The organism is Sphingomonas longa (genome assembly GCF_016892685.1).
In the GTDB taxonomy this organism is placed as follows: domain Bacteria; phylum Pseudomonadota; class Alphaproteobacteria; order Sphingomonadales; family Sphingomonadaceae; genus Sphingomonas; species Sphingomonas longa.
The window spans coordinates 97,984-123,347 of record NZ_JAFEMC010000001.1 but is presented as its reverse complement, the minus strand read 5'-3'; the positions used below and the strand labels follow the sequence as shown (position 1 = coordinate 123,347).

The following is a 25,364-nucleotide window of genomic DNA, read 5'->3' as shown; positions in this document are numbered from 1 at the left end:
CCGCGGAGGTCCGCGGAAGGGGATAGCGGCATCACCAGATGCGGATGCGCTGGGCGGGCGGCAGATACATCGCCTGCCCCGGCTTGGCACCGAAGGCCGCATACCAGGGATCGAGGTTACGGACCGTCCACGCGCGGTAATGGCCCGGCGAGTGCGGGTCGGACAGCAACGTCTGTTGCAGCGCCTGCTCGCGAAACTTGATCCGCCACACCTGCGCCCAGCCGTAATAGAAGCGCTGGTCGCCCGTCGTGCCGTCGATCACCGGCGCGGGCTTGCCGCCGAGCGAGCGGTGGTACGCGTCGAGCGCCACCGTCAGCCCGGCGAGATCGGCGATGTTCTCACCCAGTGTCAGGCCGCCCTGAATGTGCTGGCCCGGCAAAGGCTCGTACGCATCATACTGCGCCACCAGTGCATCGGTGAAGGCTTTGAAGCGGGTTACGTCCTGCGGTGTCCACCAGTCGGTCAGTTTGCCGGTCTCGTCATATTTGCGGCCCTGGTCGTCGAAATGGTGGCTGATCTCGTGGCCGATCACCGCGCCGATGCCGCCATAGTTCACCGCCGGGTCCGCCTTCGGGTCGAAGAAGGGCGGCTGGAGGATCGCGGCGGGGAACACGATCTCGTTCATCACCGGGTTGGCGTAGGCGTTGATCGTCATCGGCGTCATGAACCACTCGCCGCGATCGATCGGCCGGCCGAGCTTGTTCAGATCGCGCTGGAAATCGAAGGCGTTGGCGCGCGCGACGTTGCCGACGAGGTCGTCGCGCTTGATCTGGAGCGCCGAATAGTCGCGCCACGTCTCGGGATAGCCGATCTTCGGGGTGAAGGCGGCGAGCTTCCGGCGCGCCTTGGCCTTGGTTTCGGGCGCCATCCACTCCAGCTTGTCGAGACGATCGCCCATCGCGACGATGACGTTCTTGACCAGCGCGTCGATCGCCGCCTTGGACTCGGGCGGGAAGTATTTCGCGACATATTGCTGGCCGATCGCCTCGCCCAGTCCGCCTGAGACGGTGCCGACGCCACGCTTCCAGCGATCCTGCTGCTGCGGCGCGCCCGACAGGGTCGTGCCGTAGAAGGCGAAGTTCGCCTTTTCGATGTCGTTCGACAGATAGGGCGCGAAAGCCCGCATCACGCGCAACGCGGCGTAGTCGCGCAGCACGGCCAGAGGCGCGTCGGCGAAAACCTTCGCCTCACCCGTCACGGCGCTCGGCTGCGACACGATATAATAAGGGCGACCGGCGACGCCGAGCGCCGTCATGTACGGTGCCCAGGCGATGCCGGGTGCCTTTGTGGCGAAGTCGGCGGCGGTCCAGCGATTGTAGGTCTTGTCCGCGTCGCGGCTTTCGATGCGCGTCCAGTGCGCCGTCGCGATCGCCTTTTCGAGGTTCACGACCGCAGCGGCGCGCGCCTCCGCGCCCGGCTCGCCGGCGAAGCCGAGCATCTTCGCGACATAGGCCTGATAAGCCGTGCGGACGGCAGCGAGCTTCGCGTCGTCTTTCAGATAATAGTCGCGATCGGGAAGACCGAGACCGGCCTGACCGAAGCTGACCGCGTAGGTGTTCGGGTCCTTGTCATCCGGGCCGACGCCCATGCCGAAAAGTCCGCCGACACCCTGACGCTGAAGCTTCGCCATTTCGAGCAGCAGCGCGTCCTTGGTCGGCGCGGCCTTGACCGATGCCAGCCACGGCTTGACCGGCGTGACGCCCTTCGCATCGGCAGCGGCCTGATCCATGAAGCTGGCGTAATAATCGCCGATCTTGTCGCCGGAACGCTTCGACGCATCCTCCAGAATGCCGCGCGTGCGAGTCAGCGACAGGTCCTGCAAGACGTGGAACATGCCGTAGGTGGAGCGATCGGCGGGGATCTCCGTGTTCTTGAACCACGTGCCGTTGGCATAGTCGAAGAAGTCGGCACCGGGCTGAACCGCCATGTCGCGGCCGGCCATATCGAACCCGAAGGTGCCGAGTTGCGGCTTGTCGGCGGAGGCGGGAGCGACCGGACCCTGTGCGGTCTGCGCGACGGTGCGCGTTTGCTCCGCCTGACGGGCCGGGGTGGTTTGGGCTATGGCAAGAGAGGATACCGTGGAAGCGAACAGAACGAAACCAATGACCGGCTTACGCATCTAACATCCCTTGAAGGCTGTGAATGCGCGGTGTCTTACTCTTCCAGGACGGCCCGTCAAACAGGACGAAATTAAATAACACGTAATGTGGTGGCGAGGTCAGACCGGCTTGTGGCGATCGTGGCGGTGCCGCCATTTGCGCGCGATCCAGAGCCGCCAGCCGAGCGCCGACAGCGCATAGCCGAGGACCGACGCGGCCGCCGTCATCACGATCAGGCCGAGACCGAAGGCCGGCCCCTTGTCCCAGAGCCAGTGCAAAGCCTGCGTCGCCCATTGCAACCAGCCGGTCGCTGCCTCCGCCGCGGGTTGGGTGAGGATGGGCACGTCGGTCCGCAGCAGCCACGCGCCGATCTGATACGCCATGATCCACAGGATCGGCGTGGTCAGCGGGTTAGTGATGAATGTCGTCAGCGCGGCGACGGGCACGTTGGCACGGAAAGGCAGGGCGAAAATCGCGGCGATGGCGATCTGCGCGACCGGGAACAGGAAGCCGGCGACCATCCCCAATGCAACGCCGCGCGGCACCGACCGGCGGGTGAAGCGCCACAGTTCGGGCGCGAGTACCCGGTGCGCGACGGGGCGCAGCATGCGGTTGCGCTCCATCGACTCACGCGTCGGCAGGTTGCGGTGGCACCACGCTGCCGAACGCTGCCAGACGGTCGGTGCGGCTACGACGTCCGGTCCGCGCGCCATCAGCCGCGCTCGCGCATGATGCGCCCGGCCTCTCGCTTCCACTCGCGCTCCTTGATGGCGGCGCGCTTGTCGTGATCCTTGCGGCCCTTGGCCAACGCCAGCTCCACCTTCGCCCTCCCCCGACTGTTGAAGTACACGGACAGCGGGACGAGCGTCATGCCCTCCCGCGCAACCGCGCCGTGGAGCTTGTTTATCTCGCGCTCATGAAGGAGCAATTTACGGGGCCGCTTCGCCTCGTGATTGAAGCGGTTGCCGTGGCTGAATTCGGGGACGTTGGCGTTGACCAGCCAGATCTCCGACTCCTTCACCTCGGCATAGCTTTCGGCGATCGATCCCTCGCCGAAGCGGAGCGACTTCACCTCGGTGCCGGTCAGCGCGATGCCGGCCTCGAACACCTGTTCGATGCTGTATTCGAAGCGAGCCTTGCGGTTCTCGGCGACGATCTTCTTCTTGTCGAAGGTTGCAGGTTTGGGACGCGACATGGAAGTCCGATGTAGGCAGCGGCTGCCCCGCTGGGAAGCGGCGATCGCACGATCCGGCCCGCGGCCACGGCATCGTGGCGCGGCCGATACGCAAACGGCCCCCGGTGCGCCTGCACCGGGGGCCGTCCGCAACGATGTTCGCGTGAGCGCTTAGCGCGCGTAGCGGACCGTCATGGTCCGACGGCGCATCGAGCCGCCGACCATGCCGACACCCAGGATCATCAGAGCCCATGCCGCCGGCTCCGGCACCGCGCCCGCAGCGTTCAGCGAGAAGGTGACGTTGTCGATCGGGAACAGCGCGGGGCCGTTCTGGTTCTCTGCGCGGGTGAAGGTGATCAGCGAGATGTTGCTGAAGATGTTCGAGTATTCGATCGGCGAACGGCCTTCGCTCGGTCCGACCGGCGCGAAGAACTGCGTGCCGAGCGTCGCGCCGGCTGCGTCGAGGAACGTCAGCGTACCGCCGGCGAAATACCCACCGCTAGCGTTCAGACCAGCGACCGTCAGGCCGAAGCCGTTCGAGGTCGTGGCGCGACCCGTCGTCGGATCGACGAAGCTGATCGTCGAGCCGCTCGAATTGACGTTGGCGTAGTTCGGGCTCGACGGAACGTTCACTGCGCCGCCGAACGTGTCCGGCAGGATGGTGAAGTCGTTCAGGACGAGGCCCTGGGTGGTGTAGAAGCTCGTATCGGTGCTCTGATCGAAGTTCACCGTGGTCTGTGCGAACGACGGCGACGCCGCGATGCAACCGGCCGCCGCAACGGCGGCGAGGATGTAGGTCTTCATAAGCGGTACTCTCCCTGAAGCCGTTAACCTCCTGTTAACGACTTGGAAGCGGTACGTTTTCAGGTTGTTAAAGTTCCTAGGTAACCTCGATTATTTTCTGGAGCCATCAGTCATGTCCCGAAACGGGACGTGAGTTAGGCGATCCCGGCCGTCGCCAGCCCCTCGTCCACGGCCGTCGTCGCCGCATCGCCCGCGGGCGTCATCGGCAGGCGCAGGTGCGGCGGAAAGCCGGGCCGGACCCGTGTCATCGCGTACTTGACCGGGCCCGGCGAGGCGTCGACGAACATCGCATCGTGCAAGGCATATAGCCGGTCGTGCAGCGCCAATGCCGCATCATGATCCCCGCGCGCGCAGGCCGCCTGGAACTCGGCGCAGAGCCGCGGCGCGGCATTGGCCGTTACCGAAATACAGCCTGTTCCACCGAGCGCATTATAGGCCAGCGCCAGATCGTCGTTGCCCGACAACTGCGCGAAGCCGCTACCGAGCGCCAGCCGGTGTTGCGTCACGCGCGGCAGGACGCCGCTGGCGTCCTTGATCCCGACGAATACCGCCGGAAATGCCTGCACGATGCGGATCACCGTTGCCGGCAGGATGTCGGTGACGGTGCGGCCGGGCACGTTGTAGAGGATGATCGGCAGCGGCGTGTCGGCCGCCAGAGCCTCGAAATGGCGGAAGATCCCCTCCTGCCCCGGCCGGTTGTAATAGGGGGGCACCATCAGCGCGGCGTCGGCCCCGGCGTCCTTCGCGGCCACGAGGTTGGTGGCTGCGACCCGGGTGTCGTTCGATCCCGCCCCCGCGATCACCGGCACGCGGCCCTTCGCCTGATCGACGCAGACGCGAACGACCTCGAAATGCTCGTCCTTGGTCAGCGTCGCCGCCTCCCCAGTGGTGCCACAGGCGACGAGACCGGACGAGCCTTCCGCGATCTGCCACTCGACCAGATCGCGAAATGCCGCCTCGTCAAAGGCACCGCTCGAATCGAACGGCGTGACGAGAGCAGGGATCGATCCGGAAAACATGGGAAAAATGACCTTCTTCGCGCCGGTCGGCGTCAATTCGTTCAGGACAGATACGGGTCGTGGCCCTACATTGTCCACATGATCGCATCCCTGAAGTCGACCGTCCTCCTCGCCCTGTTCGCCGGTACCGCCGGCCTGCCCCAGACGCAGGAGCAGATCGAGCGCGCCAGCGTGGAGGCCGCGAACCGCGCCGCCGCCACTGCGGCCGGGGTGACGCCGGCCTCTCCGCAAGCTCGGCCGGCGATCGGCAATCCGGCGCTGGCCTCCGCGATCGCGCAGTGGCGGGCGTTGCAGCAGACCGACGCGCTGCCGTTCGACAGCTATGCCGGGTTCGTCATGGCGCATCCGGGCTGGCCGGGCGAGACCGCGAACCGTCGCGCGGCGGAGCGTCAGGCGCAGACCGCCGCGCCGGGCAACGTCGTCGCATTCTTCCGCCGCTATCCGCCGCAATCGGCCACCGGCAACGTCGCGCTGGCCCGCGCGCTGGCGGCCAGCGGCGACATCGCGGGCGCGAATGCCGCAGCGAAAGCGGCGTGGCGGATGGGGTCACTGTCGACGCAGGACGAGGGTCTGGTGCTGACGCAGTTCGCCGGCGCGCTGACGCCCGAAGACCACGACGCGCGGATGGACGCGCTGCTGTGGCAGGACGCTACCGGCACGGCGCAGCGCCAACTGGGCTATACCAGCGCCGCGCAGCGCCCGATCTTTGCGGCAAGGCTGGCGTTCCGGACGAAGGCGCCCGACGCGGCGGCGATCTCCGCGGCAACGCAGGCGCTGTACGCCAACGATCCGGGCTATGTCGCGGACCGCGCGACGTGGCTGCGCAACACCTTGAGCCCCAGCGTGCGGCCCTATCTCGCGTCGCGGCCGGCACTGGCGCAGCGGCCGGGTAACGTCGAAAAGTGGTACGAGGTGCTGTTGGTCAACGCCCGCGGAGCAGCGGCGGACAACCAGTGGCAGGTGGCCTACGACATCGCGCGGCAGGTCGACGACGCGTATCCGGCCGGCACCGACGTCTCGAAGAAGCCGTATGGCGAGCGCGACGATTACACGTCGCTGGTGTGGCTGGCCGGGCAGACGGCGATGAAGCAGCTCGGCCGCCCCGCCGACGCGATGCCGCTGTTCGAGCGATACGGCCGTGGCAGCATGGCGCCACAGACCCGTGCCAAGGGCTTCTACTGGGCCGGACGCGCCGCGGAGGCAGCCGGACTAGCGACTCAGGCGGCGGGATACTACGCTCAGGCGGCGGGTTATCGCGACCAATATTACGGGCAATTGGCGCTGGAGCGGACCGGACAGGCGCTGGTCGCGCCGCCGGCTCCGCCGGTGCCGTTGATCGCGCAGGCGCAGCGCGACGCCTTCGCCGCGCGCGAGACCGTGCAGGCGGTGCGCTTCCTCGGCCAGATCGGCGACTGGAAGGATCAGACCGCCTTCGTCCGCCAGATCGCGGCGGATGCGACGACCGATACCGATCATTGGCTGACCGCCGACCTGTCGCGGCAGATCGCGCGCCCCGATCTGGCGGTGATGGTCGGCCGCAGTGCAATGCAGAACGGCCTGACGGAGTATTCCGCCGCGGGCTTCCCCACGGTGCCGGTGCCGAGCGGATATGAGGGCCAGTGGACGCTGATCCACGCCATCGCGCGGCAGGAGAGCCAGTTCGACCGGGCGGCGATCAGCGGCGCGGGTGCGCGCGGGCTGATGCAGTTGATGCCGGCCACCGCGCGCGAGCAGGCGGGCAAGATGGGGTTGAGCTATTCGCCCGATCAGCTGACCACCGATCCCAACCTGTCGATCATGCTGGGATCGAGCTATTTCCAGCGCGTCTTCAACAATTACGGCAGCTATCCGCTGGCGATCGCCGCGTACAATGCGGGCGGCGGCAACGTGAACAAGTGGCTGCGCCAGTTCGGCGACCCCCGTACGGGGGCGATCGAGTGGGTCGATTGGGTGGAGGCGATCCCCTACACCGAGACGCGCAACTATGTTCAACGCGTGCTGGAGAATGCGGTCGTGTACGACCTGATGAACCCGGCACGCGCGCAGAGCCGCGGCACGACGCGACTGAGCTGGTATCTGGGCAAGAACCGCCCGGGTTGATGAATGCGGCGGTCCGCGTAGGAACGCGGCATGGACCGCCCCAACTACATTACTCCCGCCGGATACGCCGCCCTGCGCGCGGAATACGAACAGCTGTTCGCCACGGAACGCCCCGCGCTGGTGGAGACGATCAGTTGGGCCGCGGGCAACGGCGACCGGTCGGAGAATGGCGACTATATCTACGGGCGCAAACGCCTGCGCGAGATCGACAGGCGGCTCGGTTGGCTGGCGAAGCGGATGAAGGCGGCCAAGGTCGTCGATCCCGCCCGGCAGGAGGACCGCAGCCGCGCGTTGTTCGGCGCGACGATCACGATCGCCGACGAGGACGAGCACGAGCGCGTCCTGACGCTGGTCGGCGACGACGAGACGGATGCGGGGGCCGGGCGGATCGGCTGGAATGCACCTCTGGCCCGCGCGCTGCGGGGGGCGGCGGTAGGCGATGTGCGCCGCGTCGAGTTGCCCGCAGGTGCGCGCGAGTATGAGGTGATCGCCCTCTCCTACCCGACCGAATGAGGAACGCGGCGGGAGAGCTGGCCGTTAATTCGCTCGAAGGAGACGAGAAATGGCCGAAAATCCCCGCACCACCACCGCGCGCGACACCGACGATCACGAAATGATCGAGCAGGCCGTGACCGACTCCGCGGACGGCGGTCAGCCGACTGGCAACACCGGCGGCAGTGGCGGCGGCGGCGCGCTCGCCCGTGATGTCGGCAGCCGCGACGACCTGACCCGCGCTACCGCCGATCCACAGGGCCACACCCGCGCGACCAAGCAGGACGACATCGACACCGGGCAGGCGCGCCCCTCGACCCGCGGCCCGGACCGGCAATAGCCGTCCAGTCTGCCGCCGTGCGCCCTCAGCGCGGCGGCAGGCGGTCCCGGATTTCGCCGATCCGATCGTGGATCTTGAACATCAGCACCCACAACTCGCAGGTGAAGCGCCACATCACCGCGCCGAATACTAGCAGGATCGCTCCGCCAGGGCTGCCGAGCAGACCCGCGACCGGAAAATAGGCCGTCGTGCCCAGTCCGCCGACCGCATAGACCACGACCAGCACCAATCCGGAAAAATAGATGACGCGGATGAGCGATGGACCGATCATGTGATCGAAGTTCAACAGCTTGCCGACGGAGCCCTTGGCGTCCGTTAGATCGAAGTCGTCGGCCATCATGTTTTCCCCCAGTGCCCGAACGGCGATCGCATCATCACAGCTTTCGAAGCGAAATAGAGCCTGATCGTGCGGTCGCCTTGCGGGAGCGGGCCGGGTCGGCGACAAGGGCGGGATGGAAGACACCTCCACCCGCAACATCGCCCTGTTGATCGACGCCGACAATGCGTCCGCTTCGACCCTCGACCCCGTGCTGACGGTGCTGGCGGAGCTCGGCACCGTCAACGTCCGGCGCGTCTACGGCAACTGGACCAAATCCGGGCTGAAGCCGTGGCAGGACATGGCGATCCGCCACGGCATCGAACCGCAGCAGCAATTCGACCTGACGAAGGGGAAGAACGCGACCGACATGAAGATGACGATCGACGCGATGGACTTGTTGTTCCGCGGTCGCGTCGAGGGGTTCGGGATCATGTCGTCCGACAGCGACTTCATGCCTCTCGCCATGCGGATCCGGCAGGACGGGCTGCCCGTCTACGGTTTCGGCGGATCGAAGACGCCGGAGGGGTTTCGGCAGGCGTGTACGCGCTTCATCGATGTCGGTGCGCTGCTGACCGAGCGCCCTGCCCCGGCCGCCGCCACACCGCCGACATCGGAAGACGTGCCGATCGAGCAGTCGCTGCCCCCCGCCATCGCCGGTCGCGCCGCGCCAAAGGCCAAGGCACCGGTGGGCGAGGACCTGCTGAAGCTGCTGATCGACGCCTATGACGCGACCAAGCGCGACGACAAGGGCTTCGTCAGCCTGTCGGCGATGGGGCAGCTGGCCGCCAACCGGTCGAGCTTCGATGCGCGCAACTATGGCTATCGCAATCTGGCCGATCTCATCAGGGCGGTGCCCAACTTCCAGTCGGAATCGCGCGAAGGTGGGCGGTTATACGTGAAGCGGGTGCGCTAGGGTTCCACCCCGCCCCTGCGTTGCCAAAAACCCGCGCCGTCGCTATCTCGCGCGCAACACTTCCGCCACTTCTCGAATACGGAGCGCGTGCCAGCATGGCCGTCCAGTACACCTACGTCATGAAGGGTCTGACCAAGACCTTCCCGGGCGCGAACAAGCCCGTCCTGAACAACATCCACCTGCAGTTCATCCCGTCGGCGAAGATCGCGATCATCGGCCCGAACGGTTCGGGCAAGTCGACCCTGATGAAGATCATGGCCGGTATGGACCCCGATTTCGTCGGCGAGGCCTGGGCCGCCGAAGGCATCCGTGTCGGGTATCTGGCGCAGGAGCCGCAGCTCGATCCGACCAAGGACGTGATGGGCAACGTCAAGGACGGCGTTCGCCCGGTCGCGGATCTGGTCGACCGGTTCAACGCGATCTCGGCCGAGATGGGCGATCCGCAGGACGACACCGATTTCGACGCGCTGATGGAGGAGATGGGCGAGCTTCAGGCCAAGATCGACGCGGTCGACGGCTGGTCGCTCGACAGCCAGCTGGAGCAGGCGATGGAAGCGTTGCGCTGCCCGCCCGGCGACTCCGCCGTCACGAACCTGTCCGGCGGTGAGAAGCGGCGCGTCGCACTCTGCAAGCTGCTGCTGGAGAAGCCGGACATCCTGCTGCTCGACGAGCCGACCAACCATCTCGACGCCGAAAGCGTGTCGTGGCTGGAAAACTACCTGAAGGAATATACCGGCAACGTCATCCTCGTGACGCACGACCGCTACTTCCTCGATAACGTCGTCAACTGGGTGCTCGAACTGGATCGCGGCCGTTACTACACCTACGAGTCCAACTATTCCGGCTATCTGGAGAAGAAGGCCAAGCGGCTGGAGCAGGAAGAGCGCGAGGAGGCCGGCAAGCAGAAGGCGATCGCCGACGAACTGGCTTGGATGCGTCAGACTCCGAAAGCCCGCCAGACCAAGTCCAAGGCGCGTATCCGTGCGTTCGACGAGCTGATGGAGAAGCAGGAGAGCCGCGTCGCCGGCAAGGCCGCGATCCTGATCCAGCTTCCCTCACGCCTCGGCGGCAAGGTCATCGAGGCGAAGGGCCTGACCAAGGCGTATGGCGACAAGCTGCTGTTCGACGGGCTGGATTTCACCCTGCCCCCAGGCGGGATCGTCGGGGTGATCGGGCCGAACGGTGCGGGCAAGTCGACGCTGTTCAAGCTCATCACGGGTCAGGAGAAACCGGACGAGGGCACGATCGAAGTCGGATCGACGGTGAAGCTCGGCTATGTCGACCAGAGCCGCGACGACCTCGATCCGAACAAGAACGTCTGGCAGGAAATCTCCGACGAGCTGGAGATCTTCCGCTTCGGCAAGCAGGAGATGGGCACGCGCGCCTATGTCGGCGCGTTCAACTTCCGCGGTCCCGACCAGCAGAAAAAGGTCGGCCAATTGTCGGGCGGTGAGCGCAACCGCGTTCACATGGCCAAGATGCTGAAGGAGGGCGGCAACGTCCTGCTGCTCGACGAACCGACCAACGATCTCGACGTCGAGACGCTGCGCGCGCTCGAGGAGGCGCTCGAGACGTTCGCGGGCTGCGCCGTGGTCATCAGCCACGATCGCTTCTTCCTCGATCGCCTCTGCACGCACATCCTGGCGTTCGAGGGCGACAGCCATGTCGAGTGGTTCGAAGGCAATTACGAGAGCTACGAAGAGGACAAGCGCCGTCGTCTGGGCGACGCCGCCGATCGTCCGACGCGATTGGCGTACAAGAAGCTGACCCGCTGACACGCTGCGCGTTCACGGCCCGCGTCGCAGAGCGGTAGCAAAAGGGCCGCGGCTTCATCGAAGCCGCGGCCCTTTCTGGTCAGGCGAACGACACCGTCCTCCGCGGCCGCCGGCGCATCCGCCCGCCGATCGCACCGACGCCGACGATCATCAGCGCCCATGCCGCAGGCTCCGGGACCGCGCCGATACCGGGCTGATAGGTCACGCCGATCCTGACATCATCCCAGACGGCGGTAAGGCCACGCGTTTCGAACGAGTCCAGGAACTCCAGCTTGAACACGCCGTCTCCCATCAGGAAAAAATCCATCCCCGCCGCCGCAAGGTCCATGGTGCCCGTGAACGTATCGGTTCCGGGCTGTTGCAGATCATAGGCTGGCTTGAATTCGACATCGTAGGAGCTGCTGCCGCCGAACCGGATCACGTGGTCCCAACGCCAACTGGGCACGAGCGCGGTCAACGTCAGGGTATAGGCGATGTTCGTGACATGGGCGTTGGCGCCCAGATTGTAGGTCAGCACGGTGTTGCCGGTCGTGCCCTGGGTGCCGTAAGCTTCGCCCCGGACAGGGCCGATATTCAGCGTAGCGGCCTGTGCCATAGGCGCCGATCCCAACAGTGCGACTGCGAAGGCCAGTTTCGTCATCATCGTCATTCTATGTCTTCCTGTCTTTGGGGCTGACCGTTCTGGCGACCCGTATTGCGATTCAATCCGGCCCTTCATTCGTCGCGGTACTGGCGGCGCATAAAGGGCCGCGGCGTTCATGAGCAGGGTTTCGGCTCATCCGTGTTGCCGTTCAGGCGGTAGTTCATCGACCACGTACCCGGCTCCATCTCCGGATCGCATGCCTGGACGGGACCGGTCCGCGGGAGCGCACCCTCGATCTTCACGCTATACGGAAACTGCGTTCCCTTCGGCGGGTCGTCGTTCTTCTGCCAGCCGAGCGATTCGTAGCGATACGGCGTCGCGGTGACCGCGAGATACAGTTTGGTGCCCGACGGAACAGCCAGCGACGTACTGCCGCTCGCCGTCCCCGCGGCCTTGCCGAGCGCGGAATAGACCGGAACGTCGCCGTCCTTTACCGCAACGATACTGAACCGCCACGCCGCCGAAGTCGCTGTCGTCCTGCCGGTCAGGGTGACCTTGACCGTGGTGCCCCCCGCGGTCAGCGGGACGAGATGGGTACCCCATTGCAAAAGCGGGCGTTCGCGCGGCGAAGCGTATACGGACGGCTGCGAGCCACCCGCCAGCGGCGTGTAAAGATGCGCCAGCGAGTTCGTGGTCGGCGTCGGGCGAAGACCGTCACGCATGTTGCGCTGGTTGAAGAAGTCCATCGTCACTAGCCGGGCACCGTACCATCCCATATCGTCCGCGAACGAAACATATCCCTGCGGATAGGCCCCGGTCTTCTGTCCCAGCGGGACCAGGGTTTCGACGAAGTCCTTCGTCAGGTTGGACCAGGCACCTGCCTGAACCGATGTCCTCCACGCGTTCCACGTCAGCGCCCGCGTGCGGTCGTTTTCGTAGAGGTAGTTCATGAAGGGATACGCTTCATAGCGCGACATCGAGAACAGGGGCCCGTTCTCGAGATTGTCCATATAATAGCGGGACGCATTGAAATGCGGGCTGACCGCGAATGCCGTCCATTCGGCACCGGTTTCCCAGATCGGCCCAGCCTCCGCCCGGCCGCGGAAACCGCCTGTGAAAAACTCGATCATGTGGCCGAACTCGTGCGCAAGCACCATCGATCCCTTGCCGAGTCCCCAGCCCGAGATGCCCATGGACTCGCCGGCAGAGGCCCCACACTCGTTGAGATCGCCCCCCGCATTCGGCCGACCCGTACCGCAGATGAAGATGTTCAGCTTCTGCTTGTCGGCGCTGTCGGCGAACGGCATCGGTGCGCCGATCACGTCGCGGTTGATGAGCCACTGCCGCTCGATCTGATCCGCGATATCACGGAGCGCCTCGGCCTTGGTCCGCCCCTGCGCCGTAACGGTGCGATGGAAATCGTAGCGACTATCGTCGCCGTTGCCGTACCAAATGGCGAAATGCTGGGTCTCCAGCAGCCGCAACTCGCCGCTGCGGACCAGCTCCGGCGAGGTCAACGGACTGGAATACTGGATGCGATAGGTCGCCGGGTCTGGTGCATAGGGATGGCGCGCCATCTCGGCGGAAATTATCGCGTTGTCGGCATCCGACAGGGAATCGGCGCGGAACTGCCGGCGGCAGCCATCTTCCAGTTCGAGAATAACGGTGCGGCGTTCTTCACCGAAATTGTCGGCATAGGCCTGGATCAGGCGAGCCGAGAATGGCGGTCCATAGGCCTGCGCCAAACTGCCTGCCGGGTTTGCCGGTTGCGAAGCCAGCCGCGGCGTCCAAGTCCGCGCCTCCAGCGTGCCCCAGGGCAAACGGGTCGATCGTGCCTGGCAGCCGAACGCCGTCGTATCGGCAGCGGTACGCGTGAAGCTGGAAAGGCCGATCGCGGGCGCCGGCTGATCCGCATCGTCCTTACATCCGCTCAATACGGCAAGCATGGCCGTACCTGCGAGAATGGCACTCCGCTTCATATTCGCTCCCCCCTCCCAATCTCTCGTATAACGTATACTTCATGCAAGACCGGCGCGAGTCCAGTGGTAATTGCTCTCACTGGTGAACTTTATGGATCTTTTATTTCACCGGTGTCGAGCGGTGGCGTCTCGAGGCGGTGGTCGCTAGGCTACCGGCATACCCAGAGGAAAAGTTCGCATGATCCGTCGACGCCCTGCCCTATTGCTCGCGCTGTTCGGCACCGCCATGCCGCTACAGGCGCAGCGCAGCACGCCCACACCGGTCGTCCTCGACGCAAAGATCGCCACGCTGCGGGACAAGGCGCTGGCGGACACTAGTGCCTATTCGATCGTCGAGGGACTGACGACCGAGATCGGCCCACGTCCGCCCGGCGGCTCTGCGGCGCAGGCGCGCGCGCGCGAATGGTCGGTGGCGCGACTGAAGGCGATGGGGTTCAGGAACGTCCGGATCGAACCGTACACGCTGCACAATGTGTGGGAGCGTGGAGCCGAAACCGGCGAGGTCGTTGCCCCCTATCCACAGCCGCTGCGCCTGACCGCGCTGGGTAATTCCGGTGCGACACCGGCGAACGGCCTGACCGCGCCGGTCGTGTACTTCGCGACGTTGAACGATCTGCTGCTCGCGCCGGAGGGCAGTCTGCGCGGCAAGATCGCGTTCGTCTCCAACACGATGCAGCCGACGCAGGACGGCTCCAGCTATGGCAGCCAGGGTTCGGCGCGCTTCGTGGGCCCCAATGTCGCCGCCAAGAAGGGCGCGGCGGCGCTCGTCATCCGCTCCATCGGCACCGATCACGGCCGCGGGCCGCATGCTGGGACGACCAACTTCGAAGCCGGCGTCACCCCTATCCCCGCCGCCGCGCTGTCTGTGGCCGACGCCGAGAACCTCGAACGCATGGTGAAGCTGGGCAAGCCCGTGACGCTGCGCCTCGTGCTGACGCCGCGCTTCGTCGGCGATCGCCAGTCGGGCAATGTCGTCGCGGAGGTGCCGGGCACGGACCGCGATGCCGGCATCGTGCTGGTCGGCGGTCACCTCGACAGTTGGGAACTCGGCACCGGTGCGATCGACGACGCGTCGGGGATCGCGATCACCGCCGCAGCGGCCAAGCTGGTGATGGACGCCGGCCGGCCGCGGCGCACGATCCGCGTCGTGTGGTTCGGCGACGAGGAGACCGGCGGCTATGGCGGGCAGGCCTATGCCGAGGCGCACAAGGGCGAACGCCACGCCACCGCCAGCGAAAGCGATTTCGGCGCGGACCGCGTGTGGCGGGTGGAGACGAACTTCGCCGGCGCCGCCAAGCCGGTCGGCGACCGGCTGGCGATGGCGCTCGCCCCGCTCGGTATCGTCCGCGGCACCGCGCTGGCGGGGGATGGCACCGATATCGGCCCGGTGATCCGCACCGGCGTCGCGGGCGTGGACCTCAACCAGTCGGGCCTGCGCTATTTCGACTGGCATCACACGCCGGAGGATACGCTGGACCGGATCGATCCGGCGCAGTTGCAGCAGAACGTCGCCGCATGGACCACGATGCTGTCGATCGTCGCCAACGCACCGGAAGAGATCGGGCCGGTAACCCCGCGCGGTTAAATGGAAATGCGGCGAAACGGTGTCGGCAAGGTTGCGCTGCGATGAATTGTGCATTGACCGGGGGGACCGGTCCGCTATGCACACCGGCTCGCGACGGCGATCGGGTCGGCCGCGAGGATTGCTATGCTTGGGAGCATTTGAATGAAGAAGATCGCTTTCGTTCTCGCTGCCGCCGGCCTGATGTCCGTGGCGGCTTGCTCGAAGTCGCCTGAGGCGGCTGCCGTCGAGAACAACGCCGACATGATGGCGGACAACATGGAAATGGCTGCCGACAACATGGACGCCATGGCCGACAACAGCTCCAACTCGATGGCTGCCGGTGCGCTTGAGAACGCCGCCGACAACATGAACTCGGCAGCGGACAACGTCCGTGACGCAGCCGACGAGAAGGCAGACAACATGCAGTAATGCCGCATCGGGTCCCCGGACCCGGTACGACTGCACGTCGAGGGGGCGCTTCCGGTGGGAGGCGCCCTTTTTCGTGCGTGTGCAGTGTGGGCACGGCGAGGGACGCCGGCCCCGTCGAGCGGCTCCAGTGCCGTTGTCGTAGCGCATCAGAAGGAAGTTGGTGGGCCCGGCAGGACTCGAACCCGCAACCTAGCCGTTATGAGCGGCCAGCTCTAACCATTGAGCTACAGGCCCCACCGCGGACGGCGGTAGCGCAGTCGCCCGCGCAAAAAAAGACCGCCGGCATCGCTGACGGCGGTTTCCCGAACGATCGCGTGATGGGCACGTGCCAGGCGCGCTACAGGCTCTCGCCAGCCTCGATCCGGCGCAGCTTCTCCGCGAAGCGCGCCTCCGACAGGCGGATACGGCGTCGCAGCACGCCCCCCAGCAGCCCCACGCCCAGGATCATCGTCGCCCAGCCCGCCGGCTCCGGCACCGCGGCGATCGTTCCGGATACGCTGGGCGCTGTCGCGACGGCGAAGTCGAACGTCTGGTTCGCGGCGTTCGTGATCGTGCCGGTGAACGATCCAGCCTTGATGCCGGAATTGGGGAACAGCGATCCGACCAGCTTGGCGTCGCCGTCGTCGACGCGGTCTGCGCCCTTGCCGGAGAAGGCGACATCCACGCCGGGCGCATCGCCGGCACGCATGAAGGTCAACTGATCGCCCTCGCGGCGAAGCCGGACACCCGACACATGCCGGTCCTCGATCGCACGGCAGGCCGCGGTATCGATGCCCCGCTCACACGGCACCGCCGCGACCGGCTTCGGCCTGTCGACGGCGGCTGCGGCCACCGCGGGCATAGCCAGGCCGACCACGGCAAAGCCGGTCGTTGCCAAGACCATGGCTGCCGTGCGTGATCCGAAGCTTAACATCGCATGAAGGCATACCCCAAATCGGTCCACGCGTACAGATGCGCCGCGCCACCGATGTGGGACACACGGGAGGGCGGATGCCGGGATCTGGACGAAGGCGTGCCGCACGTGATCCTCCGCGTGCCGGGATGCAGTGGAACGACGGGATCAGTCCCGGGCGGTAATTGGAACCGATGAACGCCCGGACCGTCGCCCCTCCTCCCTGGCTGAAGTGTCGGTCGAGCCCTCAAGCCGAGTGCGGTGCAGGTGCCGAAGGATGAGCGCCAGATCGCGCTCGTTGAGACCGGACCCCGCATCGATGAGGACGCCAGCCGGCAGCGGCTCGACCCACGCTGCCAGCCGGTTGCACGCCGCACCAAGTTCGGGATCAGCGGAGTCGTCAAAGGGAGCCATCGGCAGAGCTTAGTCCGCCGGGAATCGAGCGTCTACGATCCGCGAAGCGGGGGTGAGAGCGGGCCGAGATATCCTCGTACAGCCGTTACGTGCGGCTGATTTCGATCAATGAGTGCAACAAGACAAAGAGCCGTCATTCCGACAAGGCTTTTTATTTCACGGCGAAAGGCTAGAATCTTCCTTGTTGCTGACTGATGTGCAGCGGAACCCAAACTTTGCTAAGCAAATTAAAACGTATAGGGTGGCACCTACTGTGCAGTGGTAGGAGCTAAGCCGATGAACGTGCTCTATTCGAATTGGGGGTTCGAGCTAGTTGGCTATGATGCTGATATTTCGAATCTGGTAGACAAAATCAATGGCTCGATACGTGCGCCTGACGACTTTTTTGTTTCCCTCCTCGATGACTGCAAAGTCCTCCGGAGCTCCCGGTGGGATGCTACATCTGAACACTCGGAAGCAAAAACGATCGCAGAGGAAGATCTAGCGCTTTTACGAAGTTGCCTTTACGTCCTAGATCGCTCGCTCAGGATCAGTTTTGGGACCCTATTTTTCTCTAGAGCAGATGGATTTATAGATCAGCAGCGAACTTCATCTAGTATCTATGTCCGGACCAATCCCGCCGAGTATGCCTCGCCAGCTGAATTCAAAGATCTCGTCGACGCGGCCCGTGCAAGCGCACCACTTCGTATCGCCGCATCGGAACTCTCCGCCGAGGGTGGGTGGTTCGAAATCTACAAAACGATCGAGGCGTTAAAACGTTATTATGGCAACGAATCTAAGTTTTTTAGGTCCTTTCCTGCACTTAAAGCCAAGCTTGAGAGAACCAAGCGGACAGCCAACTCTTTCCGTCATGCAGAGGGATCATACGCGCCGATCAACGGACCGGTCGATTTAACGGCTGCCCGAGATTTGGTTCGGCTGGTTCTGACAGAAACCTTAAGTGGTAGCCGGCCTAAACGACCGCCACAGGATCAAGAGTTTGGCGTGCCGAACATAGCGTCTCCCGAAGGCACGCAGAAACTTGGTCTCAAACCGCTCATCATGGTCGAACAAAGGGCGTCTGCCTACGTCGGAGACACGCTCCGGGCCACAGATTGAAGCGCGTTAGCGCGCCAAGAGCTAGGCCGGCGCGATGCACGCTGCCGCGCTTCGATGTAAACCGCCTATAAATCGCCCCCGAAACGTCGTTGGAGGAATATTTGAAAAGTGGTCGGGGAGACAGGATTCGAACCTGCGACATCCTGCTCCCAAAGCAGGCGCGCTACCGGACTGCGCCACTCCCCGACGCTGAGTGGCCCTAGCCACCAAGGGGCGGGTAAGGCAAGCTGCATCGTCGTTTGACAGCGTCGATGCGCGTCGCCACCCCTCCCCTATGAGCGACGAGAGGGTATTCGCGACGCCCGCGGGCGTGGGGTTGGGGTCGCTGGCGACGATCGCGGACGGCGCGGCGCGCAATTTCGTGCTGCAACTTCGTGCCGGGCGCTTCCACGGTTTCGTCGTGCGGCGGGGCGAGGCCGTATTCGGCTATGTCGATCGGTGCCCGCACATGGGCGTGCCGATGGCGCAGCAGCTTGACCAGTATCTGACGCCCGATGGCTCGCTGATCGCGTGCAGCTGGCATTCGGCTCTGTTCAGGATCGACACGGGCGAATGCGTCGGCGGGCCGTGCACGGGGCAACGGCTGACGCCGTGGCCGGTCGTGGTTGCGGAGGGGCAGATCGTGACCGCTTAATCGGCGGCGGCGATTACCTCCGCCAAGGTCGTGGGCGCGATGCCTCGGTGGTCGAGGTGTGCGAACACCCGATCCCACCAATCATGGAACGCAGCCAGATCGGCACTGTCGCGAACGTAGGGCGTGTGCCCCGGCACCAGCGACGGCGAGTGGAAGGACAGCGTCAATAGCCGCACGCCATCGGCCGTCGCCCTGTCGATCGCCGCGATCGCCGCCGCCACCGGCATGTCCTCGGGCGTCAACGCCACGCGCTGGAGCAAGCCCGCGCGGGCGAACGCGCCGCGCCCATAGCGGCCAAGCCCGCGGTGCAGGCGGGCGCCCCCTGCCCGCGCCGCGCCCGTGAAGACGGTCGTCAGCGGCAGTTCGAGCATGTCCTCGCGCCGGAACGCATGCGGGCCGACCGCGGTGAAATCGGGGCCACCCTGCCCAGCATAATCATAGCCGCTGCGCATCGAGCTATCGACGCGGTAGCCGCGCGTCGCGAGCAGCCGCAACGTGCGGGGTCCGATACCGTAGCGTCCCGCGCGATAGCCCAGCGGCCGCGCACCCGTCGCCGCGACGATCGCGGCGGTCAGCACGTCGAGCTTCGCCGCCTCCTGCGCCTCCGGCAGCATCCCCGGATAGCTGGCGGCGGCGGCATCGGGTTCGTCGAAGGGGGGATTGACCCAGCCGTGCAGTTGCGCGCCGATCGCAGACCGTCCGTCCGCCAGCATCTCGCGCAGCATCGGTGCGGCGGCGGGATCGGTCGCGACGGGGTGGTCGATCAGGTACACCGGCGCGACGCCGCGGCCGGCAAAGCGGCGGTGCGCGTCGGGGAGCGCCGACAGCGCGGTCGTCGCGCGCTGCATACGATCGAGCGGGGCGGACCAGTCGAACTCCTCCTCGACGTCCACGGTCACCAAAAACCGCGTGCCGAACGACTTCGGCCACGCGATCCGCTCCTCCGGACGAGCTGCGGCCACCCGGAACGGCGCGTCGCTCACCGTAGTTCGGATGACGCCTGTCCCGAAGGGGCATGTCCCACGACCTCGTCGCGAACCGCCGGATCCCCGAGGGCTGCGTCCCGCACCGCCGGCAGCGACAGCGTCAGGCGGTCGGCGCCGATCGTCAGCGAGCCGCCCAGTTCCGCCGCGAGATTGCGGACCAGTCGCAGCGTGAAGCCGGCCCCCAGCAACGGTGCGCCCATGTCATCCGCGTCGCCGCCATCGTCCAGGCGGAACAGCGCCTCCCCCACCAGATCGCGGAGCGCCCGGGGGCGGTCGATCAGGATTAACGCCGTCGCGCCCGCCGCGATCGCGCTGACGCCGATCCGCTCCCCCGCGCCCGTCGCCGCCACCAGCGTGGCGATCAGCCGGGCCAAAATGCGCTCGACGGCGGGTTCGTCAGCGTCCAGCGTCAGGTCGGCTAGATCGAACGCCAGCACCGCACCCCGCGTCGAGATCAGCGCGTCGAGATCGTCGGCGATCCGCTTCACGAGTGGAAGCAGCGCGACAGCGGCGGGCCGCAAGTCGAGCGCCGCGCTATCCAAGCGGGCGGCGGTATCGAGATCGTCGATCGCCGCGATCAGGTCCGATGCCTGCTGTCCGATCCGTTCCGCCCGCTGGCGGTAGGTTTCCGGCACCGGCCCCATCAGTTGCGCGGAAATGAGTTCCGAAAAGCCGGCGACGGCGTTGGCTGGCGTCCGCAGTTCATGCACCAACTGACGCAGCGAGTCCGAGGCCGGCGAGCGGCGCGGCTCGACCGGAGCAGCGCTTTCGTGGCGGAACGGGCGGCGGGCAGTGCCCGCGAAACCGGTGAACCGGCCGGTGCCGCGGTCGAAATCGGGCATGCCTGCGACGCGCCAGGACCCGGCCGCGTCGCTTGCGCCTTCGATCTCCAATCGCAAGTCGGCGAAGCGTGCACGGCGGCGCAGTGCGGCGGCGATGCCGGCGTCGACCTTGACCATCCCCTGCCGGCCCGGTCGGGCCAGCCCGACCCCGACCAGTCCAGCGCGACCGACGCCATCGACCCAGCGGATCACGCCGGTGGCGTCGGTGAGGAAGCGGAAGCCGGCAGGCGCTGCGATAGCCTCTACCTGCTCGGGTGCCGGATGTTCGCGTCGAAACGCATCGATCCGTGCGACGATGTCGCTGATCGCGAAGCTGGGTTCCGGATCCGCAACCAGAGGCTCCTCCGCGCGGCGGAGCGCCTCGGCGACCAGCGGCAAGCCACGCGCGACATCACCCAGCATCACGAACGGGGTGGGCGACAGCGGAGCGTCGGGTACGATCGTCGGCGAAGCCGAAGCGACGGGTCGCTGATCGGCGAGCGTGAAGTCGACGCTGCCGAAGCTCTCCAGCCCGCGCACGACCTGGGCGGGCAGATCGCGTCGGCCGCGCAGCACCGCGCGGCCCGGCGGCGTCAGGCGCGGAAGCAGTGCGAGCCACGCAGCGGCATCCAATTCCGCCATCCGCAGTACCGGCGCGGCGACCATCAGCTCGTCCTCCGCGAACAGCGCGACGAGCTCGGCGGGAGGACGGGTGAACGCCAGTGCCCGCCCGCTCGCGGCACGCACGCTCATCGGCACATCGGGCCGGAGCATTTGCAAGCGCGCCAATCCGGCATCGTCCGCCGCAATCCGGCCGCGCCCCATCAAATCGACCAGTTGCCGCCACGCCGCGGACGCACCAAAACCGGTCGCCATGTCGGCGGATAGGACGGTGCGGAGGCTGTCGTCGAAGCGCAAATGGAGGTCCAGACGGCGGGAGGCTTGTTCGTAACGTTTCCTTAACGATGATCCTGACGTTGCGGAACGATCCATTTCGGCACGTCACATAGTGGGACAATTGCGGTTGTTGGCAACAATATTATCGCTAAAGGGGGCTTTATAACCCGAATCGAACGATTGACGGAGTGTATCAGTATGTCTCTCGACCGCATCGACCGCCAGATCCTGTCGTTTCTACAGGCGGACGGTCGCATGACCAATGTCGAGCTGGCGGATCGCGTCGGGCTGACGGCCCCGCCCTGCCTGCGTCGCGTCCGCGCGCTGGAGGAAGCCGGCGCCATCCGCGGCTATCATGCCGACCTCGATGCGACCCGGCTCGGTTTCCCGATCACCGTCTTCGCAATGGTGTCGCTGCGCAGCCAAGCGGAGGCGGACCTGACCGCGTTCGAGAACCACGTCGCTGCGATCCCCGAAGTCCGCGAATGCCACATGCTGAACGGCGAGATCGACTTCATCCTGAAGATCGTCGCTGCCGACCTCAAGAGTTTCCAGGAACTGTTGACGACGCAGCTCACGCCGGCCCCGAACGTCGCCAGCGTCAAGACCTCGCTGACGATCCGCACCGCCAAGTCGGTTTCCGGCGTGCCGGTGCCGCAGGAATAGGACGCCCCTAACGGGCAGCAAAAAGGGGACGGCATCGCTGCCGTCCCCTTTTAAATGCCCAGTCGGACAGCTCAGGCGGCGGGCGCCGGAGCCTCCAGATACGCGGTCCAGAGCTGCGCGATGCCGGTGCGCGGGGCGCCCTTGACGGCCCCGAACGCCGCCTTCGCGCCCTCGCGGTCACCGCCGCGGACCAGTGCGATACCGAGACGCGTATTGACCTCGTCCGCATCAACGCCGCCCTTGGTCAGCGCCAGACGGTACAGCTCCGCCGCCTTGGTGTAGTTTTCCAGACCCAGATAGCCATCCGCCGTCGCAACGGCGATCTTGCCGTCCGCCGCCGCCGTCGCGCGCTTCTCCTGCGGCGCGATCGGGCCGTCCGCCTTGATCGAGGTCGTCGCCGCCGCCAGCAGATCCTTCGCCTGCGTATTGCCGGCCGGGATCTTGCCGTTCGCCATGCCTTCCTTCAGCACGGTCTGCGCCTCGTTCGGCAGGCCGCGGCGCTGCACGTCGTCGGCATATTCCAGATAGTCGTTCTGGTCCGCCAGCGACTTGGTCTGGCGCATCAGGCGGAACAGGTCGATCTTCTGGGGGTCGGTCAGCTTGGCGATCGAATTCCCCGACAGACCGTAGGTCACGATCACGTCGCGCCAGTTCTTCGCCGTTGGATAGGCGGTGACGTAGCTACGCAGCCAGTCGCCGGTCGTCGGCAGCTTCGCCTGGTTGGCACGCGCGATGCCGTAACGGAAATAATCCTCCGGCGGCTTCTGACCGGCGGCGACCTGCGCCTTGATCGATTCCTGAAGGTCGGCGAGGCCACCGGCCACGTCACCGCTGCTGACCTTCGCCTGCGTGATCTGAAGATTCAGGTTCGGATCGGTGTAGCCGAGCTGCTTCGCCTGGGCGAAATACTGGAGCGCGACGGGGTACTGCTTGCCGTTATAGGCCAGCGCGCCGCGGCGATACGCGTACTTCGCCTTGTCGGCGGCGGGCGTCTGCGGATTGGCGATCAGCGCGTCGAGCGGTCCAGCCAGCGCGGTCTCGTTCAGCGGCGCATTCGGGTTCGCGGTCTGCTGCTGAACCAGCTTCTGGTTCTCCATGTCGTAGCGCAGAGCGGCGGCGAGATACTTGTCGTCGTCGGTCTTCACTGCGGCGTCGACCTGACCCAGCGCGGTTTCGGCGGTGGCGAAATCCTTCGCGGCGATCGCCGGCTGCGCGACCTGCGCGGCCTTCATGACCTCCGGGCTGTACTTCGGGCCGGCCTTCTCTTCCTTCTTGGCCGCTGATGCGGGCACCGTCAGGGAAAGGCCGCTGACACCGGTCAGCGCCAGCACCAGCGCGAGCTTCGAGATCGTCTTCATCGGGAAAGTCTCTCCAATCGGGCATTTAAGCCCCGTTTGACCGTATCTGCCGACCGGAAGGGTCGCGTGGCAAGCGTCATTAACGATGCCGCCTCACCCCTTCAAGCAAGTGCGAGGATGTTGGTTCCTTCCGGGAAATGCGCTGAACCGCGATTGAACACCCGCTTCAAGGCTCCGATTGAACCGACGCGCCACCCCCGCTAACCGCCGACGATGATCGCCGTCATCTCGCCCGCCAAAACGCTGGACTACGACACGAAGCTGCCGCCGGTCACGCCGACGAAGCCCCGCTTCGCGGAGGAGGCGGCCAGCCTCGCCCGATCCGCGGCGCGGCTGCCGCAGAAGCGTCTGCGCGAGTTGATGCATATCTCGCCCGCGTTGGCGAAGCTGAACGCCGATCGATTCCGCGACTTCGCTGGCGCACAGGAACGGCCGGCGCTCTACGCCTTCGCCGGCGACGTCTATACCGGGCTGGATGCCGCCACGCTCGACGAGGCGTCGGTCGATTACGCTCAGGACCATCTGCGTATGTTGTCGGGGCTTTACGGGCTGTTGCGGCCACTCGACGCGATGAAGCCCTACCGGTTGGAGATGGGCACTCGCTGGGCACCGCGAAAGGCGAAGCTGACCGACTGGTGGCAGGATCGCATCGCCGATGCGCTCGCCGGGGATCTGGAAAAGGAAGGTTCCGGCACAGTCCTCAATCTCGCCAGCCAGGAATATTGGGCGGCGGTAGAGGGCCGGTTGCCCGCCGATGTCCGCGTGATCGCCGTGGATTTCCGCGACGGCGACCGGTTCGTCAGCTTCCACGCGAAGACGGCGCGAGGGATGATGGCGCGCTGGCTGGTCGAGCACCGCGTCGCCGATGTCGAGGCGATGAAGGGCTTCGACACCGATGGCTATCGCTTCGTCGCGGACGAGAGCGACGACACCCGATGGAGATTTTCGCGATGACGGCGATCGTCATAGGGGCGTCTGGCGGCATCGGCGCAGCAATGGTCGAGGCGCTGCGGGACGAGGAAATTGCCGTCCGCGGCTTCGCCCGCAGCTTCATCGGGCCTGACCATCTCGACCTGACCGACGAGGCGAGCATCGCCGCCGCCGCCGCGTCGCTGACGACGCCACCGACCCTGGTCTTCCTCGCCACCGGTCTGCTGCACGAGGACGAGCGATCGCCCGAAAAGGGGCTCGCCGCGCTCGACGCCGAATGGCTGATGCGCCAATATGCGATCAACACGATCGGCCCGGCGCTCGTCGCCAAGCACCTGCTGCCGAAGATGCCGAAGACGGGCCGCTGCGTGTTCGCAGCCCTGTCCGCGCGGGTCGGCAGTATCGGCGATAACCGGCTGGGTGGTTGGTATGGCTATCGCATGGCGAAGGCCGCGCTCAACCAGTTCGTCCGCACCGTGTCGATCGAGGAAAAACGGCGGAACGATCGCAGCATCGTCGTCGGGCTGCACCCGGGGACCGTCGACACGGCGCTGTCGAAGCCGTTTCAGGGCAACGTCCGCGCCGACCAGCTCTTCACGCCATCTCGCGCCGCGGTGCAGTTGCTCGACGTACTCGACGCGCTGAAGGCGCCGGACACGGGCAAGCTGTTCGACTGGGAGGGCAAGGAAGTCACGCCGTAACGGGCGCCCTTCCCCGTCATGCCGGGTTTGTCCCGGCATCCACCCGCCCGCGAAAAACGATCGACGAATACGCGGCACCGTGGATGCCTGGACAGGCCCGGGCATGACGAAGCGCATCGGCCGTCTCGCTTAGTGCATCAACATAAACCCCTCCGGCGGGTGCCGGCGTTCAAGCTCGGCAAACGTCGAGAGGTGCACGAAGCCGCCGGCAACTGGACCCCGGCCTCCGCCGGGTGGAGGTGCGGGCAACGGCTCACACGCGTCCTAAACACCTGCACTCGTGACCATTTTGTCACCTCCCCGCCAAGCACCCGCCATCCGCCGGAGCCGATAGGGGCCCTAGACGGCGTCGTTCTCCCGGCGGCGTCGTCGCCTTA

The 25,364-nt window shown here is 65.9% G+C and carries 24 protein-coding genes and 2 tRNA genes; 12 read left to right on the top strand and 14 right to left on the bottom strand.

What is annotated here, in order from left to right; translation table 11 throughout:
* Positions 1-31: 31 nt before the first annotated feature.
* The 5 genes from ILT43_RS00595 to dapA form a co-directional block, all read right to left on the bottom strand.
* Positions 32-2,119 carry a M13 family metallopeptidase gene (locus ILT43_RS00595; protein ID WP_204193202.1) on the bottom strand — a complete coding sequence of 696 codons (2,088 nt, stop codon included), beginning with the start codon at positions 2,117-2,119 and terminating at the stop codon, positions 32-34.
* A gap of 99 nt (positions 2,120-2,218) precedes the next feature.
* The gene (locus ILT43_RS00590; protein WP_204193201.1) at positions 2,219-2,812 is read right to left on the bottom strand and encodes a DUF2062 domain-containing protein; all 594 of its coding nucleotides are present in this window, start codon (positions 2,810-2,812) and stop codon (positions 2,219-2,221) included.
* Positions 2,812-3,294, bottom strand: coding sequence for an SsrA-binding protein SmpB (gene smpB / locus ILT43_RS00585; protein WP_055843293.1), 483 nt, complete (start codon positions 3,292-3,294; stop codon positions 2,812-2,814). The genes ILT43_RS00590 and smpB overlap by 1 nt, the downstream gene beginning before the upstream one ends.
* A gap of 150 nt (positions 3,295-3,444) precedes the next feature.
* Entirely contained in the window at positions 3,445-4,077 is a 633-nt protein-coding gene (locus ILT43_RS00580; protein WP_204193200.1) for a PEPxxWA-CTERM sorting domain-containing protein, read from the bottom strand.
* Between the two features lie 134 nt (positions 4,078-4,211).
* On the bottom strand, positions 4,212-5,096 hold the full coding sequence (dapA, locus tag ILT43_RS00575) for a 4-hydroxy-tetrahydrodipicolinate synthase (protein WP_204196058.1): 885 nt from the start codon (positions 5,094-5,096) through the stop codon (positions 4,212-4,214).
* Positions 5,097-5,174: 78 nt separating this feature from the next.
* Between dapA and ILT43_RS00570 the strand changes: the two genes are divergently transcribed.
* The 3 genes from ILT43_RS00570 to ILT43_RS00560 are packed head-to-tail and all read left to right on the top strand — an operon-like array spanning position 5,175 to position 8,028.
* Positions 5,175-7,196, top strand: a complete 2,022-nt coding sequence (locus ILT43_RS00570; protein ID WP_204193199.1) for a lytic transglycosylase domain-containing protein — start codon at positions 5,175-5,177, stop codon at positions 7,194-7,196.
* Between the two features lie 30 nt (positions 7,197-7,226).
* Positions 7,227-7,709, top strand: coding sequence for a GreA/GreB family elongation factor (locus tag ILT43_RS00565; RefSeq protein ID WP_204193198.1), 483 nt, complete (start codon positions 7,227-7,229; stop codon positions 7,707-7,709).
* 49 nt (positions 7,710-7,758) lie between these two features.
* Positions 7,759-8,028, top strand: a complete 270-nt coding sequence (locus ILT43_RS00560) for a hypothetical protein (protein ID WP_204193197.1) — start codon at positions 7,759-7,761, stop codon at positions 8,026-8,028.
* Between the two features lie 25 nt (positions 8,029-8,053).
* Here ILT43_RS00560 and ILT43_RS00555 read toward each other — a convergent pair whose 3' ends face one another.
* Positions 8,054-8,368 carry a DUF4282 domain-containing protein gene (locus tag ILT43_RS00555; RefSeq protein ID WP_204193196.1) on the bottom strand — a complete coding sequence of 105 codons (315 nt, stop codon included), beginning with the start codon at positions 8,366-8,368 and terminating at the stop codon, positions 8,054-8,056.
* 112 nt (positions 8,369-8,480) lie between these two features.
* Between ILT43_RS00555 and ILT43_RS00550 the strand changes: the two genes are divergently transcribed.
* Positions 8,481-9,260: an NYN domain-containing protein gene (locus ILT43_RS00550; protein ID WP_204193194.1), complete on the top strand. Its 780-nt coding sequence runs from the start codon at positions 8,481-8,483 to the stop codon at positions 9,258-9,260.
* A 95-nt stretch (positions 9,261-9,355) separates the two neighbouring features.
* Complete coding sequence (gene ettA, locus ILT43_RS00545) at positions 9,356-11,035, top strand: energy-dependent translational throttle protein EttA (protein WP_204193193.1); 1,680 nt, start codon at positions 9,356-9,358, stop codon at positions 11,033-11,035.
* 79 nt (positions 11,036-11,114) lie between these two features.
* Here the strand turns inward: ettA and ILT43_RS00540 are convergent, their stop codons facing one another.
* Together ILT43_RS00540 and ILT43_RS00535 are read right to left on the bottom strand one after the other, a co-directional pair.
* A complete protein-coding gene (locus ILT43_RS00540; protein WP_204193191.1) occupies positions 11,115-11,795 on the bottom strand; it encodes a PEPxxWA-CTERM sorting domain-containing protein in 681 nt (226 codons plus the stop codon).
* Entirely contained in the window at positions 11,792-13,597 is a 1,806-nt protein-coding gene (locus ILT43_RS00535; protein WP_204193190.1) for a DUF6055 domain-containing protein, read from the bottom strand. Before ILT43_RS00535 ends, ILT43_RS00540 begins: the two co-directional genes overlap by 4 nt.
* Before the next feature lie 178 nt (positions 13,598-13,775).
* Between ILT43_RS00535 and ILT43_RS00530 the strand changes: the two genes are divergently transcribed.
* Together ILT43_RS00530 and ILT43_RS00525 are read left to right on the top strand one after the other, a co-directional pair.
* Entirely contained in the window at positions 13,776-15,182 is a 1,407-nt protein-coding gene (locus ILT43_RS00530; RefSeq protein ID WP_204193188.1) for a M20/M25/M40 family metallo-hydrolase, read from the top strand.
* 141 nt (positions 15,183-15,323) lie between these two features.
* The gene (locus ILT43_RS00525; RefSeq protein ID WP_204193187.1) at positions 15,324-15,590 is read left to right on the top strand and encodes a hypothetical protein; all 267 of its coding nucleotides are present in this window, start codon (positions 15,324-15,326) and stop codon (positions 15,588-15,590) included.
* 158 nt (positions 15,591-15,748) lie between these two features.
* Here ILT43_RS00525 and ILT43_RS00520 read toward each other — a convergent pair.
* Positions 15,749-15,824, bottom strand: a tRNA-Ile gene (locus tag ILT43_RS00520).
* Positions 15,825-15,927: 103 nt separating this feature from the next.
* On the bottom strand, positions 15,928-16,422 hold the full coding sequence (locus ILT43_RS19630; protein ID WP_204193186.1) for a PEPxxWA-CTERM sorting domain-containing protein: 495 nt from the start codon (positions 16,420-16,422) through the stop codon (positions 15,928-15,930).
* 750 nt (positions 16,423-17,172) lie between these two features.
* Here ILT43_RS19630 and ILT43_RS00510 point away from each other — a divergent pair.
* The gene (locus ILT43_RS00510; protein WP_204193185.1) at positions 17,173-17,994 is read left to right on the top strand and encodes a hypothetical protein; all 822 of its coding nucleotides are present in this window, start codon (positions 17,173-17,175) and stop codon (positions 17,992-17,994) included.
* A 109-nt stretch (positions 17,995-18,103) separates the two neighbouring features.
* Here the strand turns inward: ILT43_RS00510 and ILT43_RS00505 are convergent.
* Positions 18,104-18,180: transfer RNA gene (locus ILT43_RS00505), tRNA-Pro, on the bottom strand.
* 88 nt (positions 18,181-18,268) lie between these two features.
* Here ILT43_RS00505 and ILT43_RS00500 point away from each other — a divergent pair.
* Positions 18,269-18,628, top strand: coding sequence for a Rieske (2Fe-2S) protein (locus ILT43_RS00500; protein WP_204193184.1), 360 nt, complete (start codon positions 18,269-18,271; stop codon positions 18,626-18,628).
* On the opposite strand, the gene ILT43_RS00495 is transcribed toward ILT43_RS00500, so the two are convergent.
* Together ILT43_RS00495 and ILT43_RS00490 are read right to left on the bottom strand one after the other, a co-directional pair.
* Complete coding sequence (locus ILT43_RS00495) at positions 18,625-19,611, bottom strand: polysaccharide deacetylase family protein (RefSeq protein WP_204193182.1); 987 nt, start codon at positions 19,609-19,611, stop codon at positions 18,625-18,627. The two genes, ILT43_RS00500 and ILT43_RS00495, sit on opposite strands and share 4 nt — an antisense overlap.
* The gene (locus ILT43_RS00490) at positions 19,608-21,311 is read right to left on the bottom strand and encodes a sensor histidine kinase (RefSeq protein ID WP_204193181.1); all 1,704 of its coding nucleotides are present in this window, start codon (positions 21,309-21,311) and stop codon (positions 19,608-19,610) included. Before ILT43_RS00490 ends, ILT43_RS00495 begins: the two co-directional genes overlap by 4 nt.
* A 219-nt stretch (positions 21,312-21,530) precedes the next feature.
* Here ILT43_RS00490 and ILT43_RS00485 point away from each other — a divergent pair, with 219 nt between their 5' ends.
* Entirely contained in the window at positions 21,531-21,998 is a 468-nt protein-coding gene (locus ILT43_RS00485; protein WP_204193179.1) for an Lrp/AsnC family transcriptional regulator, read from the top strand.
* 71 nt (positions 21,999-22,069) lie between these two features.
* Here ILT43_RS00485 and ILT43_RS00480 read toward each other — a convergent pair whose 3' ends face one another.
* Complete coding sequence (locus ILT43_RS00480; protein ID WP_204193177.1) at positions 22,070-23,356, bottom strand: hypothetical protein; 1,287 nt, start codon at positions 23,354-23,356, stop codon at positions 22,070-22,072.
* Between the two features lie 213 nt (positions 23,357-23,569).
* On the opposite strand from ILT43_RS00480, the gene yaaA reads away from it, so the two are divergent.
* A complete protein-coding gene (gene yaaA, locus ILT43_RS00475) occupies positions 23,570-24,310 on the top strand; it encodes a peroxide stress protein YaaA (RefSeq protein ID WP_204193175.1) in 741 nt (246 codons plus the stop codon).
* A complete protein-coding gene (locus ILT43_RS00470; protein WP_204193173.1) occupies positions 24,307-24,987 on the top strand; it encodes an SDR family NAD(P)-dependent oxidoreductase in 681 nt (226 codons plus the stop codon). Before yaaA ends, ILT43_RS00470 begins: the two co-directional genes overlap by 4 nt.
* Positions 24,988-25,364 lie beyond the last annotated feature (377 nt).

What these genes read in the sequence shown, in the direction of transcription:
- ILT43_RS00595 (WP_204193202.1), bottom strand. Translation starts at nt 2,119, where the DNA reads ATGCGTAAGCCGGTCATTGGTTTCGTTCTGTTCGCTTCCACGGTATCC.
- ILT43_RS00590 (WP_204193201.1), bottom strand. Translation starts at nt 2,812, where the DNA reads ATGGCGCGCGGACCGGACGTCGTAGCCGCACCGACCGTCTGGCAGCGT.
- smpB (WP_055843293.1), bottom strand. Translation starts at nt 3,294, where the DNA reads ATGTCGCGTCCCAAACCTGCAACCTTCGACAAGAAGAAGATCGTCGCC.
- ILT43_RS00580 (WP_204193200.1), bottom strand. Translation starts at nt 4,077, where the DNA reads ATGAAGACCTACATCCTCGCCGCCGTTGCGGCGGCCGGTTGCATCGCG.
- dapA (WP_204196058.1), bottom strand. Translation starts at nt 5,096, where the DNA reads ATGTTTTCCGGATCGATCCCTGCTCTCGTCACGCCGTTCGATTCGAGC.
- ILT43_RS00570 (WP_204193199.1), top strand. Translation starts at nt 5,175, where the DNA reads ATGATCGCATCCCTGAAGTCGACCGTCCTCCTCGCCCTGTTCGCCGGT.
- ILT43_RS00565 (WP_204193198.1), top strand. Translation starts at nt 7,227, where the DNA reads ATGGACCGCCCCAACTACATTACTCCCGCCGGATACGCCGCCCTGCGC.
- ILT43_RS00560 (WP_204193197.1), top strand. Translation starts at nt 7,759, where the DNA reads ATGGCCGAAAATCCCCGCACCACCACCGCGCGCGACACCGACGATCAC.
- ILT43_RS00555 (WP_204193196.1), bottom strand. Translation starts at nt 8,368, where the DNA reads ATGATGGCCGACGACTTCGATCTAACGGACGCCAAGGGCTCCGTCGGC.
- ILT43_RS00550 (WP_204193194.1), top strand. Translation starts at nt 8,481, where the DNA reads ATGGAAGACACCTCCACCCGCAACATCGCCCTGTTGATCGACGCCGAC.
- ettA (WP_204193193.1), top strand. Translation starts at nt 9,356, where the DNA reads ATGGCCGTCCAGTACACCTACGTCATGAAGGGTCTGACCAAGACCTTC.
- ILT43_RS00540 (WP_204193191.1), bottom strand. Translation starts at nt 11,795, where the DNA reads ATGAACGCCGCGGCCCTTTATGCGCCGCCAGTACCGCGACGAATGAAG.
- ILT43_RS00535 (WP_204193190.1), bottom strand. Translation starts at nt 13,597, where the DNA reads ATGAAGCGGAGTGCCATTCTCGCAGGTACGGCCATGCTTGCCGTATTG.
- ILT43_RS00530 (WP_204193188.1), top strand. Translation starts at nt 13,776, where the DNA reads ATGATCCGTCGACGCCCTGCCCTATTGCTCGCGCTGTTCGGCACCGCC.
- ILT43_RS00525 (WP_204193187.1), top strand. Translation starts at nt 15,324, where the DNA reads ATGAAGAAGATCGCTTTCGTTCTCGCTGCCGCCGGCCTGATGTCCGTG.
- ILT43_RS00510 (WP_204193185.1), top strand. Translation starts at nt 17,173, where the DNA reads ATGAACGTGCTCTATTCGAATTGGGGGTTCGAGCTAGTTGGCTATGAT.
- ILT43_RS00500 (WP_204193184.1), top strand. Translation starts at nt 18,269, where the DNA reads ATGAGCGACGAGAGGGTATTCGCGACGCCCGCGGGCGTGGGGTTGGGG.
- ILT43_RS00490 (WP_204193181.1), bottom strand. Translation starts at nt 21,311, where the DNA reads ATGGCGACCGGTTTTGGTGCGTCCGCGGCGTGGCGGCAACTGGTCGAT.
- ILT43_RS00485 (WP_204193179.1), top strand. Translation starts at nt 21,531, where the DNA reads ATGTCTCTCGACCGCATCGACCGCCAGATCCTGTCGTTTCTACAGGCG.
- ILT43_RS00480 (WP_204193177.1), bottom strand. Translation starts at nt 23,356, where the DNA reads ATGAAGACGATCTCGAAGCTCGCGCTGGTGCTGGCGCTGACCGGTGTC.
- yaaA (WP_204193175.1), top strand. Translation starts at nt 23,570, where the DNA reads ATGATCGCCGTCATCTCGCCCGCCAAAACGCTGGACTACGACACGAAG.
- ILT43_RS00470 (WP_204193173.1), top strand. Translation starts at nt 24,307, where the DNA reads ATGACGGCGATCGTCATAGGGGCGTCTGGCGGCATCGGCGCAGCAATG.